Source organism: Musicola keenii, assembly GCF_014855505.1.
Classification (GTDB): Bacteria; Pseudomonadota; Gammaproteobacteria; order Enterobacterales; family Enterobacteriaceae; genus Musicola; species Musicola paradisiaca.
Genome location: NZ_JAAWVW010000007.1, coordinates 214030 through 231254 on the forward strand (window position 1 = coordinate 214030; position 17225 = coordinate 231254).

The following is a 17225-nucleotide window of genomic DNA, read 5'->3' on the forward strand; positions in this document are numbered from 1 at the left end:
GGAAAGAGTAATGGCTATCGAAATCAACGTACCGGATATCGGTGCAGATGAAGTTGAAGTCACCGAAGTGCTGGTGAAAGTGGGTGATAAGGTTGAAGCCGAGCAATCGCTGATTACGGTTGAAGGCGACAAAGCGTCGATGGAAGTTCCGTCTCCCCAGGCCGGCGTGGTGAAAGAGATCAAGATTGCGGTGGGCGACAAGGTCGCGACCGGCAAACTGATTATGGTATTTGAAGCAGAAGGTGCGGCGGCTGCCGCACCGGCTCCGGTCGCCGCCGCGCCTGCCCCGGCTGCCGCCAGCGCCGTGAAAGACGTTGAAGTGCCTGACATCGGCGGTGATGAAGTCGAAGTGACGGAAGTGCTGGTGAAAGTCGGCGACACCGTGGCGGCCGAGCAGTCGCTGATCACTGTGGAAGGCGATAAGGCTTCTATGGAAGTTCCGGCGCCGTTCGCTGGTACCGTTAAGGAAATCAAAGTCAGCACCGGCAGCAAGGTGAAAACCGGCACGCTGATCATGGTGTTTGAAGTCGCCGGTGCCGCGCCTGCTGCTGCTCCTGCTGCGGCCGTTAGTGCTCCCGCTGCTGCTCCGGCAGTCAGCGGCGGCGCTAAAGACGTCAACGTGCCGGATATCGGCGGCGATGAAGTCGAAGTGACCGAAGTGCTGGTGAAAGTCGGTGACACAGTGGCAGCCGAACAGTCGCTGATTACCGTGGAAGGCGACAAGGCCTCCATGGAAGTCCCGGCGCCGTTTGCCGGCACCGTCAAGGAAATCAAAATCAGCACCGGCAGCAAAGTGAAAACCGGTTCGCTGATCATGGTGTTTGAAGTGGCAGGCGCTGCGCCTGCGGCGACCGCAGCTCCGGCCCCGGCCGCGGCTGCCCCGGCGGCTAGCGCGCCAGCCGCAGCTTCGGCTCCGGCGAAAGCTGACAGCAAAGGCGAGTTCGCCGAGAACGATGCTTATGTTCACGCTACCCCGGTGATTCGCCGTCTGGCGCGCGAATTCGGCGTCAACCTGGCGAAGGTCAAAGGCACGGGTCGTAAAGGTCGTATCCTGCGTGAAGACGTACAGGCTTACGTGAAAGACGCCGTGAAACGCGCTGAATCCGCTCCGGCGGCGGGCGCGACCGGCGGCTCTCTGCCGGGTCTGCTGCCGTGGCCGAAAGTCGACTTCAGCAAGTTCGGTGAAGTGGAAGAAGTGGAATTGGGCCGCATCCAGAAGATTTCTGGTGCCAACCTGAGCCGTAACTGGGTGATGATCCCGCATGTTACGCACTTCGACAAAACCGATATCACCGATCTGGAAGCGTTCCGCAAACAGCAGAACGCAGAAGCAGAGAAGCGCAAACTGGACGTGAAGTTCACTCCGGTGGTGTTCATCATGAAAGCCGTTGCCGCTGCGCTTGAGCAGATGCCGCGTTTCAACAGTTCGTTGTCTGAAGATGCTCAGCGTCTGACGCTGAAGAAATACATCAACATCGGTGTGGCGGTGGATACGCCGAATGGCCTGGTGGTTCCGGTGTTCAAAGACGTGAACAAGAAAGGCATCGTCGAGCTGTCTCGTGAACTGACGGTGATCTCCAAGAAAGCCCGTGACGGTAAGCTGACCGCAGGCGAAATGCAGGGTGGGTGTTTCACCATCTCCAGCATCGGCGGCCTGGGCACCACTCACTTCGCGCCGATCGTCAACGCGCCGGAAGTGGCTATTCTGGGTGTGTCCAAGTCCGCTATGGAGCCGGTCTGGAATGGTAAAGAGTTTGTTCCGCGTCTGATGATGCCGATCTCTCTGTCCTTCGACCACCGTGTCATTGACGGTGCTGATGGTGCTCGCTTCATTACCATCATCAACAACACCTTATCCGACATTCGCCGTCTGGTGATGTAATCGAAAAGCCGGCCTGACGGCCGGCTTTTTTCTGATAAGCTGGTATTTGTTACAGCTATCAGTGAGTAAGGACAAATCGTTAGTCGCTTGTTGTTTCAAAATTGTTAACAATTTTGTAAACTACCGCGGCAAAGACACGTCCCGGTGGAAGAGGGCGTTAAGACTCACAATAATGACGTCACAGACCCGCCGGAAATTAATTAAGAGGTCATGATGAGTACTGAAATTAAAGCTCAGGTGGTGGTACTTGGCGCGGGCCCTGCAGGTTATTCCGCAGCGTTCCGTTGTGCAGACTTGGGTCTGGACACCGTGCTGGTTGAACGCTATTCCACGCTGGGCGGCGTATGTCTGAATGTAGGCTGTATCCCTTCCAAAGCACTGCTGCACGTTGCGAAAGTTATCGAAGAAGCTAAAGCGCTGGCTGAACACGGCATCGTATTTGGCGAACCGCAGACCGATATCGACAAGATTCGTACTTGGAAAGAAAAAGTCATTACCCAACTGACCGGTGGTCTGGCTGGTATGGCAAAAGGCCGTAAAGTCAAAGTGGTCAACGGTTTTGGTAAATTCACCGGCCCGAACACCCTGGTCGTCGAAGGTGAAAACGGCAGCACCACGGTGAACTTCGACAATGCTATTATCGCGGCCGGTTCTCGTCCGATTCAATTGCCGTTCATTCCGCATGACGACGCGCGCGTATGGGATTCTACCGATGCGCTGGAGCTGAAGAGCGTTCCCGGGCGTCTGCTGGTAATGGGCGGCGGTATCATCGGTCTGGAAATGGGCACCGTATACCACGCGCTGGGTTCCCAGATTGATGTGGTCGAAATGTTCGATCAGGTTATCCCTGCCGCCGACAAAGACATCGTTAAAGTCTTCACCAAACGCATCAGCAAGAAATTCAACCTGATGCTGGAAACCAAAGTGACGGCGGTAGAAGCCAAAGAAGACGGCATCTATGTTTCCATGGAAGGCAAAAAAGCGCCGGCAGAGCCGCAGCGTTACGACGCGGTGCTGGTGGCTATCGGCCGTGTGCCGAACGGCAAGCTGATTGACGCAGGTCAGGCCGGAGTGGAAGTTGACGAGCGCGGCTTTATCCGTGTTGACAAGCAGATGCGCACCAATGTGCCCCATATCTATGCTATCGGCGATATCGTCGGTCAGCCGATGCTGGCGCACAAAGGCGTGCACGAAGGCCATGTGGCTGCCGAAGTCATCGCCGGTAAGAAACACTACTTCGACCCGAAAGTGATCCCGTCCATCGCCTACACCGAACCGGAAGTGGCATGGGTTGGCTTGACCGAGAAAGAAGCGAAGGAAAAAGGCATCAGCTATGAAACCGCCGTGTTCCCGTGGGCGGCGTCCGGCCGTGCAATTGCCTCTGACTGCGCCGACGGTATGACCAAGCTGATTTTCGACAAAGAGACGCACCGTGTTATCGGCGGCGCGATTGTCGGCACCAACGGTGGTGAACTGTTAGGTGAAATCGGTCTGGCGATCGAAATGGGTTGTGATGCGGAAGACATTGCGCTGACCATTCACGCACACCCGACATTGCACGAATCCGTTGGCCTGGCGGCTGAAGTTTTCGAAGGCAGCATCACCGACCTGCCGAACCCGAAAGCGAAGAAGAAATAATCAGATATCGCTTTCCTCGTTGATACTGAATCCGGCACAAGTTGCCGGATTTTTTTATCTTCCTCGCAGAATTCACATCCTTTTTCGCCACCCCGAACCGCCTGACTTACAATCATCGTCACCATAATGAAACCGTGTTTTACTCTGGGAATGACAATGATGAAACGGAACCGACTCTGGCATACGCTTGGTCTGTTAGTGTTTTGGCTGAGCAGTGGTGCATCCATGGCGAACGACGCTTCTTATCAAACCGCAGCGATAACCGAAGAGGCTTTGCCTGTCTTCTATACCGAATTAAAACAGCAACTGACCTATCCCGATTCCTGGCTATCCGGGCACCAACAATCCTTTGAGCAATGGCGTCGACAGGCGCGTCTGTTAGTGCGGGAACGCCTGCTGACGCCGGATACCCACCGGGCGTTTGAGCCGCAGGTGGTGGATAAACAGGAACGTGATGGGTATCGGGCCGAGAAAGTGGCGTTTAATCTGACGGACGAAAGCCGGGTGGCTGGGTTGCTGTTGACGCCAAATTCACCGGGGCCGCATCCGGCGATCATTCTGCTGCATGACCATGGTGCGAAGTTCGATATTGGCAAAGAGAAAATGATTCAGCCATGGGGCGATGACGCCCGTTTGGCTTCCGCTAAAGCCTGGGCCGATAAGTTTTTCACCGGTCGTTTCGTCGGTGATGAACTGGCGAAACGGGGCTATGTAGTGCTAGCGGTGGATGCGCTGGGGTGGGGCGATCGCGGGCCGTTGAAATATGAGCAGCAACAGGCACTGGCGAGCAATTTCTATAATCTCGGTCGTTCGCTGGCAGGATTGATGGCCTATGAAGATATGCGGTCGCTGGATTTTCTGGCTTCGCTGCCGCAGGTGGATCCTAAAAGAATCGGTATCGTCGGTTTTTCGATGGGCGCCTATCGAGCCTGGCAACTGGCGGCCCTGTCTGACAAAGCGGCGGTGACGGCCGCCATTGCCTGGATGGGAACCTATGATGGCCTGATGGTGCCGGGCAACAACGTGCTACGTGGTCAATCAGCGTTTTACATGCTCCATCCGGGGTTATCAGCGCGTCTGGATTTCCCCGACGTGGCGAGTATCGCCGCGCCTAAACCCATGTTGTTCTTCAATGGCGGCAAGGATTCGTTGTTCCCGGCTCGCGCAGTGCAGGCCGCTTACTCGCGTATGCACCGTATCTGGTTGTCCCAGCAGGCAGATGACCGGCTGGTCACGAAAATCTGGCCGGAACTGGGGCATGTGTTTTATCAGGAACAGCAGGATGCGGTATTCGCCTGGCTGGATCGCTGGCTGGCGACACCAGCCCATCCAGCACGTTAACCCTTTGTTTTATAATGCGTCGACCAGCACTGGCGCTCGTTCAGGATCGCCAGAGCTGGGTCAATGCTTGTAAGTCGCCTGCGACCCGTAATTGACACCAGCCGAGCAGACCCTCGGTGTTAATCTCGGGTAATAAACTGACAGTCTGACGCAGCTTGTGCGCGACATCGGTGACGGTTGCCGAGGTTTGCTGCCAGGTGACTCGGGCGGTGAGCGATGTATCATCTTTCAACCATAGCGTGACCTCGTGAAAACGCGCATCCGGGTTCAGTTCATCCGGGGGGGCGCTCGGGTCTTCCTGACGTGAGACCTTGTCCGCCAGCGCGGCAATCCAGGGTTCAACCGGCACTTCAGCAAAACGATCCAGCCGCAATTCACCTTCCAGCAACGCGGCGGCGATCACGTATTCGAGGCTGAAACGCGCCTCAACACCGGTCGTAGCCCGCCGGATAAAGGGCGCAGCGTCGCCGCCCGGCGGGAATGTCACGGTGATGCGATCCGCTGCCGCAGTCAGGTCGTCTATCGGTTTACCGGAAGATTGCAGCCACTGTTCCCGCAGTATCAATGCCGCTTCCGCCGCGCTATGCGTGCCGCCGCAAGTGGGGTAGCGCTTGAAGATGAGTCCGGGAGAGCGGATACGCCAGGGCGTGCCCCATTGCGCCATCAGGGCGTCGGGGCGTTGTTGCCCTTCACCATGCGCCGCCAGAAAGGCATCTATCACCCGATCGTGGCTACCATGAAATCCCGCCAGCGCCAACTGTGTGGCGGCGAGTCCAGCACGGGCGGCGAGCCCGGCGTGCAACGGTTTCATGGCGGAGCCGAATTGCGCCCGCAAACCCGCAGCCTGAGTGGCGGCCAACCCCAGCGCGTTGGCGGTCTGTTCCTCCGTTGCGCCGATCAGGCGGCAGGTTGCGGCAGCGGCGGCGATGGCCCCCAACGTGGCGGTATTGTGGTAGCCAAGGCTGTAATGGCGCGGCCCGGCGGCTAGCCCAAGCCGGCCGGCGGTTTCGACGCCGATAACGTAGGCGCTGAGAAAGGCGTCTTCGGTGATGTCCGGGTGCTCATCAGCCAGCGCCAGCAGCGCCGGCAGAATCACCGTGCCGGGGTGCCCCCGGAATCCTGAATGGAAATCGTCAAAGTCCAGAGCGTGACCGGCATAACCCAGTAGCAGGCAGCGGGTCTGGCTATCGTTGCCTGGATAGACCGCTTTCAGCGGTGCCAGCCCGCTGTCTGCCACCACGCCATGCCAGACCGGCAAGGCACAGGCAATAAAATCCGTCACCCCGTTGCGGGCAAGGTCAATAGCGATGGTATCAGGCTGGGCGGTGACGATCAGACGCGCCAATCGGGTGGTCATGCTGGAATAGTCGGACATGGCGATATCGGTATGGTGTTGTTCAACAGTGGACGTGATAACAGACAATGCCGTGAATGACGCGCAAAGCCTAGCGATTTTTCATTGCGCTCGCTCATATCCGTCATCGTTCACGTCGCCGACGTGTTGCCCGCCCGGCTATAAGCTCCCGAGGTACGTGCAGGGTTGCTGCGTCAGCGGGGGCGCGATGATCCTACTCCCTGAAGGAACAACGTATTGCATTGTTTCGCGTGATCGCGTTTGTGCTGCCGCTCTAATTATCGGGGGTATAGACGCCGTTTTTTAGCTGCGTCGGTGTCAGCCCATAAACGCGCCGCAGGGCGGTGGCGAAATTGGCCGGGCTGGTGTAACCGGCGAGGCTGGCGGCCTGGGCGATCCCCACGCCTTCCCGCTGTAGCGCCAGTACGGCGCGTTGCAGGCGGCAGTTGCGCAGATACTCAAATACCGTCATGTCAAAGGTTTGGCGGAAGTGGCGCTGTAGTGAGCTTTCACTCATGTTGGCACTGCTGGCGATATCGGCGATGGAAAGATGATCGGCGGCGCCGCTTTCCAGCATGTCCTTCACCTGTTGCATCCGTTGACGGTGGTGCAGCGGTACGCCAGATGCTGTCTTATCGATGAAGGCTTGTTCGGCGAGTGAACCGAGCGCTTCAATAATCAATGTCATGCACTGAGTTTCCAGATACAGACGTTGCAACGGCGTTTGACAAGGGCCGGCGTTGAGGAGTTGCCAGGCGGCGGCCAGCGCCTGACGCGACGGCATCCAGCGGTGAACGGCGAGGTGGGTTTGGGTGAAGTCATAAATGGCCCGCCAGTCGTCGACGCTATCCATCAGGTTGCCGTACAACCACTCACGGCTGAAAGTCAGCGAAACGGTACGCTCGTAGTCGTCGCGTTTGCCATAGCGGCGAAATAACGTAGGTTCGGTCAGCGACGTCAGCAAGGCCGGGTGGCGTTTGCCCAGATGCAAACGCTGTTCGCCATAGCTGATATGCGCATTGCCGTTGACGACCACCGCCAGTTTTAGCGCACCGTTCAAGGTGGTCTGGGTTTGCATGTTGTGCAGGTTGATGACATCGGCGGTGTGCAGGATCAAATCGCGGTGCAGCGGCGTGACATCGAAATGGCCGAACAATAACGGTGTATCATCAATCACCTGAGGGCTGAGAAAGTGGTAGTGATTAGCGATCAGGCTGGACATCCGCATAATCTGATGCTTGTAAATGGATGCTGACGTCGAAACAGGATTACGCACGGCTTTCCCCTCATGCTCTCTGGTGATTTCGGGCGATTTTGCCGCTTTCGCAAAGCAATTTGCGGTTTATACAAACCCCGCCCCGGCAAACAAATGTAACAATGATTGCGCCTTAATGGTAATGCAAATACTTCTCAGTAGCACCTTTGGCTGCTGGCTTTCATTGATACAGGGCGACTTTGATGATGACACTACGACTACGCCACTCTCTGGCGACGCTGATCGGGCTAAGTTGCGCGACTTTCCCGAGCCTGAATTGGGCGGCAGCGACAGACACCACCGCGACAACAGTGATCAATAACACTGCGGCCGGCACCTCCCCAACCAGCACCGCTTCTTCTAATACGGCATTGACCAACGATGCCGGCCAGACGCAGGGCGAGACGATGGTGGTGACGGCGGCGGAGCAGACGCGCCAGGCACCGGGCGTCTCGGTGATGACTTCTGAGGATATTGCCAGACGCGCACCCACCAACGATCTGTCCGAGATCATCCGTACCCAGCCGGGAGTAAACCTGACCGGTAACTCCACCAGCGGGCAGCGCGGCAATAACCGCCAAATCGACATTCGTGGCATGGGGCCGGAAAATACCCTGATTTTGGTAGATGGTAAGCCGATATCCAGCCGCAACGCCGTGCGCTATGGCTGGCGGGGCGAACGCGATACCCGCGGCGACACCAACTGGGTGCCGAGTGACATGGTGGAACGTATTGAAGTGCTGCGCGGCCCGGCGGCGGCGCGCTACGGCTCCGGCGCCATGGGCGGGGTGATTAATATCATTACCAAACAGCCGACCCAGGCGTGGCACGGTAGTTGGAATACTTACTTCAATGCCCCGGTTCACAAAGCGGAGGGTGCTACCAAGCGTACCGATTTCAGCCTGTCCGGCGGCTTGAGCGATAGCCTGAGCCTGAGGCTGTACGGCAACCTCAACAAGACGCAGGCGGATGCCGCCGATATCAACGAGCCGTATAAATCGGCGCGTACCGGCAGTAGTTATGCCAGTTCGGTGCCGGCCGGGCGCGAAGGGGTGCGCAATAAAGATATCAACGGCGTGCTGCGCTGGGATATCACCAGGCAACAGTCGTTGGAGTTTGAAATGGGGAGCAGCCGCCAGGGCAATATCTATGCCGGCGATACCCAGAATACTAACAGCAACAGCTATGTGAGCAGTAACTACGGGAAAGAAACCAACCGCATGTACCGGCAGAACTACGCCGTGACCCACCGTGGTTTCTGGGACAGCGGCGTCAGCTCCACGTCTTATCTGCAATACGAGCGTACTCAGAACACCCGTATCAACGAAGGGCTGGCGGGCGGTACCGAGGGGATCTTCTCCTCCGCCGACGATTACACCACCATCAAGCTGGATGCCCTGACCGCTCACAGTGAAGTGAATATTCCGTTTGACGCCTATTTCAACCAGACCGTCACACTGGGTGTGGAGGCATCGGATCAACGCATGAAAGATCCGAGTTCTTCCTCTTATGACATCTCGTCCACGGGGGCCATCGCGGGGTATAGCAGCAAAAATCGCAGCGGTGATATCAATGCTCATACTTTCTCGATGTTCGCCGAAGACAATGTCGAACTGACGCAAAGCACCATGCTGACGCCGGCGCTGCGCTTTGACTACCATTCGCTGGCGGGCAGCAAGGTCAGCCCCGGGCTGAACCTGTCGCAAGGGTTAGGGGATGATTTCACCCTGAAAATGGGGATTGCCCAGGCTTATAAAGCGCCCAATCTGTACCAGGTCAACCCCAACTACCTGCTCTACAGCCGGGGGCAGGGTTGCTATCTGGTCAATGGCGCCAGCAATAACTGTTATCTGATCGGTAATGAGGATCTGAAAGCGGAAACCAGCGTCAACAAGGAGATTGGTCTGGAGTTCAAACGCCATGGTTATCAGGCTGGGGTGACTTACTTCCGTAACGATTACCGCAACAAGATCGAATCCGGGCTGACGCCGGTGGGGACTACCACCGATGGCAAAACCTACGTTTACCGCTGGGAGAATATTCCCCGTGCGGTGGTCGAAGGGGTGGAGGGGACGCTGAACGTACCGGTATCGGAGAGTGTGAAATGGAACAACAACATTACCTACATGCTGCGTTCGAAGAATAAGAGTACCGGCGATATTCTGTCCGTCACGCCGGAGTTCACGCTGAATTCCACGCTGAGCTGGCAGGCGACGGACGATCTGTCGTTGCAATCAACGTTGACCTGGTACGGCCGTCAGAAACCGAAAAAATATAACTATCGCGGTATGGCCGCTTCGGGCGACGAGCTGAATGAACTCAGCCCGTATGCAGTAGTGGGAACCAGCGCCACCTATACCATCAACAAGAACGTCAGCGTAACCGGCGGGGTGAGTAACCTGTTCGACAAGCGCCAGTTTCGCCGTGGTAACGCATCGGCCGGTTGTACGGTAGCATCCAACGGCAGTTGCAGCGCCATCACCATCGCCGGTGCCGGGGCTGCGACTTACAATGAACCGGGCCGAACCTTCTATATGAGTATTAACACCCACTTCTAACCATCAACCATGAAACGGCCGGCCTATTGATGCCGGCCGATGTCATTCATGAGCTATCAGTGAGCATGTCGATATGACCTTATTCGCCAACACCCAGGATGAGACTTTTACGTCGGCAACCTGCGGCCACTACCGTTTGCTGACTGCCTGGCCGGACGATCCGGCGCCTGAACCGGGCTGGCCGGTGATGTACCTGCTGGACGGTGCACGTTACTTTGCGACGGCGGTATCGCTGTTGGCGGCGATGCGTGAACCGCGTTGCGGCATGACGCCGGGCGTGATTGTGGCGGTGGATTACCCCGGCCAGACCCGGCGTGATCGGGATTACCGCCCGTCGGTGGCGCACCTGATCCCGGAACGCGATCCTTCGGGTGGGCTTCGTGCTCCCGGTGCAGAGGGGAATGCCGCCGGTTTTCGTCATTTTTTGCTGGAAGAACTCGTGCCTGTCATCCGCCAACGCTATCGCATCGACAGCCGACGCCAGGCTTTATTCGGCCACTCTTATGGTGGGCTATTCACTGTGGATACGCTGTTTGAACAGCCGGACAGCTTTCAGCATTTTTATGCGTCCAGCCCGTCGGTATGGTGGAACGGCGGTTATCTGGCCCGGCAAGCCGAGAGGTTTATTGCACACATGGAGGAACAGCCGTTGGCGCGGTCAATCAGCCTGATGTTATCCGTCGGTGAATATGAGCAATCGCTGGAAGTATGGGAGTTACAGCGACTTCCTGAGGAACGGCAGCAGTGGCTGCGTCAGCACCGCGCTCAGCGGCGCATGGTGGACGGCATTAGAGAATTGGCGGCACAACTGCATCTGAAGGTTCCGCGGCTCACGGTGGCTCAGCGTATTTACGCGGAACAATCGCACATGTCGGCGTCGTTTCCCGCGCTGTTACATGCCTTGCGTCATCACTTTCAGCAGCGATAAAACGTGTCTGGTGTCGGGAAACGATGCCGCCGTCATCAGACGATTCACCTCGGTTTTTCTTTCATAGACCTTACCGTTTATGTGGGTGGCGCAGTGGTCGATGTGGCTGCTAACTGCTATGCTGGCCTAAACGGTATCTTGTTGCTTTTCGTGCCATTGGTGCCGGTTTTGCAACTGGATCCGGCATGAGTCGAGACGCCCGGATTTATGCTCCTGAACGCAGGAATACCTGTGATGGCGCCCGCTTATAAATGTTGCTTTAATGTAAACGAATTAACAGTCGATTCAAATCCTGATATGCTCGTCACGCTGGACCGGGCACTCTGAACCTTACATCCACTGGCTGGGATCAGGCATGGACATCATGAGCCGGTAATATGAGCGCCGGGCATAATTAGACAATGAGAGCGAGGAGAATGTCGTGCTAGAAGAATATCGCAAGCACGTAGCCGAGCGGGCTGCACAAGGGATCGTCCCCAAGCCGTTGGATGCTGCGCAAATGGCGGCGCTGGTGGAGTTACTGAAAAATCCGCCCGCAGGCGAAGAAGCGTTTTTAGTGGATCTGTTAGTCAATCGCGTGCCGCCGGGTGTTGATGAGGCCGCTTACGTCAAAGCTGGTTTCCTGGCCGCCGTCGCAAAAGGCGACGCCGTTTCCCCCCTGGTTTCGTCGGAACGCGCCGTCGAACTGCTCGGCACCATGCAGGGGGGGTACAACATCCATCCCCTGATTGATGCGCTGGACAACCCCGCGCTGGCGCCTATCGCCGCCAAGGCTTTGTCCCATACCCTGCTGATGTTCGATAACTTCTACGACGTGGAAGAAAAAGCCAAAGTCGGCAATGTTCATGCTCAGCAGGTTATTCAGTCCTGGGCCGATGCCGGTTGGTTCCTGTCCCGCCCGGAGCTGGCGGAAAAAATTACTGTCACTGTATTCAAAGTCACCGGTGAAACCAATACCGACGATTTGTCGCCGGCCCCAGACGCTTGGTCGCGTCCCGATATTCCGCTGCATGCGCTGGCGATGCTGAAAAATGCCCGTGAAGGCATCGAGCCGGATCAACCCGGCGCGGTCGGCCCGATCAAACAGATTGAAGCACTGAACCAGAAGGGGTTCCCGTTGGCCTATGTCGGCGATGTCGTCGGCACCGGTTCTTCACGTAAATCCGCCACCAACTCGGTGCTGTGGTTTATGGGCGAAGATATCCCGAACGTACCGAACAAACGCGCAGGCAGCGTGGTGTTGGGCGGCAAAATCGCGCCGATTTTCTTCAATACCATGGAAGATGCCGGTGCGCTGCCGATCGAGGTGGACGTCACCAAACTGAACATGGGCGATGTGATTGATGTTTACCCGTATCAAGGGGAAGTACGTCATCACGATACCAACGAATTGTTGGCCAGCTTCGAACTGAAAACCGACGTACTGCTGGACGAAGTGCGTGCCGGCGGCCGTATCCCGCTGATTATCGGCCGCGGCCTGACGTCCAAAGCGCGTGAATCACTGGGGCTGCCGCCGAGCGAGGTCTTCCGTCAGGCGAAAGATGTGGCGGAAAATGGCCGCGGTTTCTCGCTGGCACAGAAGATGGTCGGCCGTGCTTGCGGCGTTACGGGTATTCGCCCCGGCGCTTACTGCGAACCGAAGATGACGTCGGTCGGCTCCCAGGACACCACCGGGCCGATGACTCGCGACGAACTGAAAGACCTGGCTTGTCTGGGTTTCTCCGCCGATCTGGTGATGCAGTCATTCTGCCACACTGCAGCCTATCCGAAGCCGGTGGATGTTAACACCCACCACACGTTGCCGGATTTCATCATGAACCGTGGCGGTGTGTCGCTGCGCCCGGGCGATGGCGTGATTCACTCGTGGTTGAACCGCATGTTACTGCCGGATACCGTGGGCACTGGCGGTGATTCCCATACCCGTTTCCCTATCGGGATTTCCTTCCCGGCCGGTTCCGGTCTGGTGGCCTTCGCCGCCGCCACCGGGGTGATGCCGCTGGACATGCCGGAGTCGGTGCTGGTGCGCTTTAAAGGCCAGATGCAGCCGGGGATCACCCTGCGCGACCTGGTGCATGCCATTCCGCTGTATGCTATCAGGCAAGGGCTGCTGACTGTGGAGAAGAAGGGTAAAAAGAACATCTTCTCCGGTCGTATTCTGGAAATCGAAGGGCTGCCGAATCTGAAGGTGGAACAGGCGTTTGAGCTGACCGACGCTTCGGCGGAGCGCTCAGCAGCAGGTTGTACCATCAAGCTGGATAAGGCACCGATCATTGAATATCTGAATTCGAATATCGTGCTGCTGAAGTGGATGATTGCCGAAGGCTACGGCGACCGTCGCACGCTGGAGCGCCGGGTTCAAGGGATGGAAAAATGGCTGGCGGATCCGCAATTGCTGGAAGCGGATGCTGATGCAGAATACGCCGCCGTGATCGATATCGATCTGAACGAGATTAAAGAACCTATTCTGTGTGCGCCGAACGATCCGGATGATGCGCGGCTGTTGTCGGATGTGCAAGGGGCGAAGATAGACGAAGTGTTTATCGGCTCATGCATGACCAACATCGGCCACTTCCGTGCGGCGGGCAAGCTGCTGGATCAGCATAAAGGCCAATTGCCAACCCGTCTGTGGGTGGCGCCGCCGACCAAGATGGACGCGGCACAGTTGACGGAAGAAGGCTACTACAGCGTGTTCGGCAAGAGCGGTGCGCGGATAGAAATCCCAGGTTGTTCGTTGTGCATGGGTAATCAGGCGCGGGTCGCGGACGGCGCGACGGTGGTATCGACGTCGACACGTAATTTCCCGAACCGGCTGGGAACGGGGGCTAACGTGTATCTGGCATCGGCGGAGCTGGCGGCGGTCGCCTCGCTGTTGGGCAAGCTGCCGACGCCGGAAGAGTACCAGAGCTTTATGGCGCAGGTGGATAAGACGGCGGAGGATACTTACCGCTATCTGAACTTTGACCACCTGCAGCCGTATACCGAGAAAGCGGATAAGGTGATCTTCCAGACCGCTGTCTAAGCCGTTATAGTTTGCCGCAATAAACAGGAAGGGAGGCCGTTGAGCCTCCCTTTTTTACGGCCGGCAAACAGTGCCGGCATTCAGAGTGGATGCAGCAACAGGAGTCACGCCATGGACTATGAATTTTTACGCGATGTGACCGGACAGGTCATGGTACGAATGTCGATGGGACATGAAGCTGTAGGTCACTGGTTGAATGAAGAAGTGAAGGGGCAGGAAGCTGTGCTGGACGAGATCGAAGCTGCGGTGCGTGATCTCGCGGGCAGCGAACGCCAGTGGGAGCGCCATGGGCATGAATACACGCTATTGCTGGATAGCGAGGAAGTCATGGTGCGCGCCAATCAACTGGATTTTTCCATGGATGAAATGGAAGAAGGTATGAGCTACTACGACGAGGAAAGCCTATCGCTGTGCGGTCTGGACGATTTTCTCGATCTGCTGGTTAAATACCGGGAATTTGTGCAGAAACCCTGAGTTAACTCGGTGCTCCTGCGTTGTGTGGTCGCGTGATATCAGCGCCTCCCTGCGCTGGGCCTCGCTTTTGTATCCCGATGGAAAGGGGGTTACAGCGACGCACCGCCGCAAATCACCAATTGCTGGCCGGTAATGGCCGCGGCGGATGGCGACAGCAGATAACCCACCAGATCCGCGACTTCCTGCGGTTGAATAAAACGTCCGATCGGCGGCATTTTTGGCGGCGAGCTTTGACGTCCCGGCTGATTCAGCATTGGCGTTTCCGTCGCACCGGGTGCCACGATATTCACGGTGATGCCGCGCGGTGCCAATTCTGCTGCCCAACTGCGCACCATACCGATCATGGCGGATTTCGTCGTGACGTATTGGCTGCGTCCGGCGGCGCCGCTGGATGTCCGGCTGCCTAATAAAACGATGCGTCCGCCCTGCGGTAATTTATCCACCAGGCGATCCGCCAGCACTTCCGCCACCTGAATATGCAGGCGCCACAGTTGTTCGCTGTCGCTGTAACTCAGCTTTCCCAACGGCGCCGCCCTCATGATACCCGCTGCATGGATGACTGCATCGACGGCGGGCAGGCTATCCAGCAATGTGGTCAACGCCGGAATATCAGTCACGTCCAGCGCATGGTGCTCGAACGCGGCATGGGTATGCGGCCCGCGCTGGCGGGACAACCCGACGACCTGCCAGCCTACCCGCAATAGGGTATCGGTGATGGCAGCGCCAATACCGGAACTGCTGCCAGTGATCAACACACGTTTCTGATGGCTCATGACGCCGGGTTCCTTTCCTGTTCCAGCAGGGCTACCGGCACCTTGAACACCGCTTTCTTGACCGGCGCAGGCACATCGTCGATGGCACACAATGCCTGATGCGGTTCGCCGGGGTAGAAGGTCACGAAATCTCCGGCGGAGAGCCGGATGGCATGAGGGACGTCCGGTTGATCGAGAATGAACAGATCCGGTTTGCGCTCGGTGGCGGGGCGATCGCCTGCATCCTGCAGGTCATATCCCATGATTTCTTCGCCGGCCAGAATCAGCTGGATGTCCAGATAACGGCGATGGAATTCGGTGTGCCGTTCTTTACGCGGCGCGGTAGATACGGTACCGATGGAGTAAAACCAGTCGACGCCTTCCGGCTGGTATTTCCCTTCCGGCAGCGCGTTTAGCGTTTCCAGCGTCATTCCGGAGAGGATGTTCCACAGCGAGGCTGGCAATGTCGCCAGCGACAGATGATTCAGATTGCCTGCGATCATGGTGTGTTCCTGTTGTTGGACAGTGGTTCTTTATTGAATGTGTTCTACCTGAGAGCGTTGGGGGACTGACGATAAGGTAGATTCTCCCATGCTTCCCCTGAGATGCGAGTTTGCACGTTGATATGCCCTTTTATATCCCCGGCTGCCGGCGCCATCAGTTTTATCCATGTGTCGGTTCGCGACAGGTGGGGCGGGATGGGTGAACCTCATCCTTGAGGTTCGTGCCGGCGAGCCAACAAGCCGACATCGCTCATGACGGACTCACTGGCTAACACCTATTTGCAATGCACGTCATGCAGGTTGATCACTCCTCACCTTCCTGCTCTGCAAAGTGCGTTAACCTTTTACCCACGCTTCGCTGACGCAAACGTATTTGATTGCCTGGCGGAAGTAGGTGAAGGCTATGTGCAGTTTGTCATCCGGCCCTTGCTTGATGCTGGGGTAGGAGAACTCGCGGTTCAGCTTTTCTGTCGAGTTATTGGTCATGCAGTAGCCATCACCAATTTCGATGTTGCGCTGCCACGGCCAGCTACGGCCGCCGTCTTCAGAAATGGCGACGGTCATCGGCGCACGCGGTGCGCCCCAGAAGGCGCTGCGCTCGCTGGTGATTTCCGGCATGACTGCATTCTGGCCCTCATCCTCTTCATCTTCGATTTCGTCATACAGCGAAACGCGACGTTCGGTGGCGCCCTCTGCATTCATGTGGTTGAACACCAGCGCCAGATGGCCATTGCGCAGCGTCGTGACCTGAATCGACGAGTTATTGTTAGGCAGATCGGTCGTGACCGGATCGGACCAGCTTTCCCCGCCGTCGGTGGAGCGGCTCAGGTAGATGGCGTCGGCCCAACGGCTGCGGTAGAGCGCCAGCAGAGTGCCGTCCTGCAGCAGCGTAATGTTCATGTGTACGCAGCCGGTACTGTTCGGCACAACGGATTCCCGCCAGGTTTTGCCCTGATCGCTGGAGATTTTCACCGCACTGATGTCATCGTTGCCGACCCACTTTTCGCCTGGGCGAGTACGGCAGTAAAACACCGGCAATAACCAATTGCCGTTGGGCAATACGGTGATTGGCTGGCGGATAAAGGTGCCCGGCTGTTCCAGCAGCACGCCGATGTCGCCCCAAGTGCGGCCCAGATCGGTGGACTGGCGATAGCGCACGATGGCGGTATCCTGGTTCCCTGATTTCTGGGCGGTATACAGCAGCCACAGCACGCCGTCCGGCGCGAGGAACAGCACTGGGTTTTGCTCGGAACGGGTCGGATCCTCGGAGAGTTTTTCCGCCGGCGTCCATTGCTGGCTGCCTTGCGGCAGCCGTGACATATAGATGGAAATATCCGCCACCCCTTCCTGGGTGCCGCCGAACCAAACGCACAGCAAGTCGCCATTCGGCAGATGGAGCAGGTTGGCGGCATGGTTCTGCGGACACTCCGAAGGAATGTAGGCCTCGATCCGCTGATTGTCACCTTCCGCCTGGTGCACAATGCCGCTGCGTTCAACGGTAACGGTTTCAGTTGTCATCTC

General features: G+C 57.3%; 12 protein-coding genes. 7 read left to right on the plus strand and 5 right to left on the minus strand.

All coding sequences use genetic code 11. The features are described from left to right. The first annotated feature begins 10 nt into the window (after window positions 1-10). The 3 genes from aceF to HEP82_RS10110 all read left to right on the plus strand — a co-directional run bounded on the left by aceF (window position 11) and on the right by HEP82_RS10110 (window position 4861). Entirely contained in the window at window positions 11-1882 is a 1872-nt protein-coding gene (aceF, locus tag HEP82_RS10100; protein WP_192457956.1) for a pyruvate dehydrogenase complex dihydrolipoyllysine-residue acetyltransferase, read from the plus strand. Window positions 1883-2095: 213 nt separating this feature from the next. Next, a complete protein-coding gene (gene lpdA, locus HEP82_RS10105) occupies window positions 2096-3520 on the plus strand; it encodes a dihydrolipoyl dehydrogenase (RefSeq protein ID WP_192457957.1) in 1425 nt (474 codons plus the stop codon). 159 nt (window positions 3521-3679) lie between these two features. Beyond that, window positions 3680-4861, plus strand: coding sequence for a dienelactone hydrolase family protein (locus HEP82_RS10110; protein WP_192457997.1), 1182 nt, complete (start codon window positions 3680-3682; stop codon window positions 4859-4861). Window positions 4862-4901: 40 nt separating this feature from the next. On the opposite strand, the gene HEP82_RS10115 is transcribed toward HEP82_RS10110, so the two are convergent. Together HEP82_RS10115 and HEP82_RS10120 are read right to left on the minus strand one after the other, a co-directional pair. Continuing rightward, window positions 4902-6236: an MmgE/PrpD family protein gene (locus tag HEP82_RS10115; protein ID WP_192457998.1), complete on the minus strand. Its 1335-nt coding sequence runs from the start codon at window positions 6234-6236 to the stop codon at window positions 4902-4904. A 253-nt stretch (window positions 6237-6489) separates the two neighbouring features. Then, the gene (locus HEP82_RS10120; RefSeq protein WP_192457958.1) at window positions 6490-7491 is read right to left on the minus strand and encodes a helix-turn-helix transcriptional regulator; all 1002 of its coding nucleotides are present in this window, start codon (window positions 7489-7491) and stop codon (window positions 6490-6492) included. Between the two features lie 182 nt (window positions 7492-7673). Between HEP82_RS10120 and HEP82_RS10125 the strand changes: the two genes are divergently transcribed. The 4 genes from HEP82_RS10125 (at window position 7674) to yacL (ending at window position 14449) form a co-directional block, all read left to right on the plus strand. Further along, the gene (locus tag HEP82_RS10125; RefSeq protein ID WP_192457959.1) at window positions 7674-10028 is read left to right on the plus strand and encodes a TonB-dependent siderophore receptor; all 2355 of its coding nucleotides are present in this window, start codon (window positions 7674-7676) and stop codon (window positions 10026-10028) included. A gap of 73 nt (window positions 10029-10101) precedes the next feature. Beyond that, the gene (locus HEP82_RS10130; protein ID WP_192457960.1) at window positions 10102-10956 is read left to right on the plus strand and encodes an alpha/beta hydrolase; all 855 of its coding nucleotides are present in this window, start codon (window positions 10102-10104) and stop codon (window positions 10954-10956) included. Between the two features lie 421 nt (window positions 10957-11377). Further along, window positions 11378-13975 (plus strand): bifunctional aconitate hydratase 2/2-methylisocitrate dehydratase, encoded by a 2598-nt coding sequence (acnB, locus tag HEP82_RS10135; RefSeq protein WP_192457961.1) that lies wholly within the window; start codon window positions 11378-11380, stop codon window positions 13973-13975. Window positions 13976-14086: 111 nt separating this feature from the next. Next, entirely contained in the window at window positions 14087-14449 is a 363-nt protein-coding gene (yacL, locus tag HEP82_RS10140; protein WP_192457962.1) for a protein YacL, read from the plus strand. Window positions 14450-14538: 89 nt separating this feature from the next. On the opposite strand, the gene HEP82_RS10145 is transcribed toward yacL, so the two are convergent. From HEP82_RS10145 to HEP82_RS10155, 3 genes are all read right to left on the minus strand, one after another. Continuing rightward, window positions 14539-15222: an SDR family NAD(P)-dependent oxidoreductase gene (locus HEP82_RS10145; RefSeq protein ID WP_192457963.1), complete on the minus strand. Its 684-nt coding sequence runs from the start codon at window positions 15220-15222 to the stop codon at window positions 14539-14541. Then, window positions 15219-15704, minus strand: coding sequence for a YhcH/YjgK/YiaL family protein (locus tag HEP82_RS10150; protein ID WP_192457964.1), 486 nt, complete (start codon window positions 15702-15704; stop codon window positions 15219-15221). The genes HEP82_RS10145 and HEP82_RS10150 overlap by 4 nt, the downstream gene beginning before the upstream one ends. A 336-nt stretch (window positions 15705-16040) precedes the next feature. Then, on the minus strand, window positions 16041-17222 hold the full coding sequence (locus HEP82_RS10155) for a sialidase family protein (protein ID WP_192457965.1): 1182 nt from the start codon (window positions 17220-17222) through the stop codon (window positions 16041-16043). Window positions 17223-17225: the final 3 nt, after the last annotated feature.

Coding starts and splice junctions, on each gene's coding strand:
- yacL (WP_192457962.1), top strand. CDS start 14,087: ATGGACTATGAATTTTTACGCGATGTGACCGGACAGGTCATGGTACGA.
- HEP82_RS10110 (WP_192457997.1), top strand. CDS start 3,680: ATGAAACGGAACCGACTCTGGCATACGCTTGGTCTGTTAGTGTTTTGG.
- aceF (WP_192457956.1), top strand. CDS start 11: ATGGCTATCGAAATCAACGTACCGGATATCGGTGCAGATGAAGTTGAA.
- lpdA (WP_192457957.1), top strand. CDS start 2,096: ATGAGTACTGAAATTAAAGCTCAGGTGGTGGTACTTGGCGCGGGCCCT.
- HEP82_RS10130 (WP_192457960.1), top strand. CDS start 10,102: ATGACCTTATTCGCCAACACCCAGGATGAGACTTTTACGTCGGCAACC.
- HEP82_RS10115 (WP_192457998.1), bottom strand. CDS start 6,236: ATGTCCGACTATTCCAGCATGACCACCCGATTGGCGCGTCTGATCGTC.
- HEP82_RS10150 (WP_192457964.1), bottom strand. CDS start 15,704: ATGATCGCAGGCAATCTGAATCATCTGTCGCTGGCGACATTGCCAGCC.
- HEP82_RS10125 (WP_192457959.1), top strand. CDS start 7,674: ATGATGACACTACGACTACGCCACTCTCTGGCGACGCTGATCGGGCTA.
- HEP82_RS10145 (WP_192457963.1), bottom strand. CDS start 15,222: ATGAGCCATCAGAAACGTGTGTTGATCACTGGCAGCAGTTCCGGTATT.
- HEP82_RS10155 (WP_192457965.1), bottom strand. CDS start 17,222: ATGACAACTGAAACCGTTACCGTTGAACGCAGCGGCATTGTGCACCAG.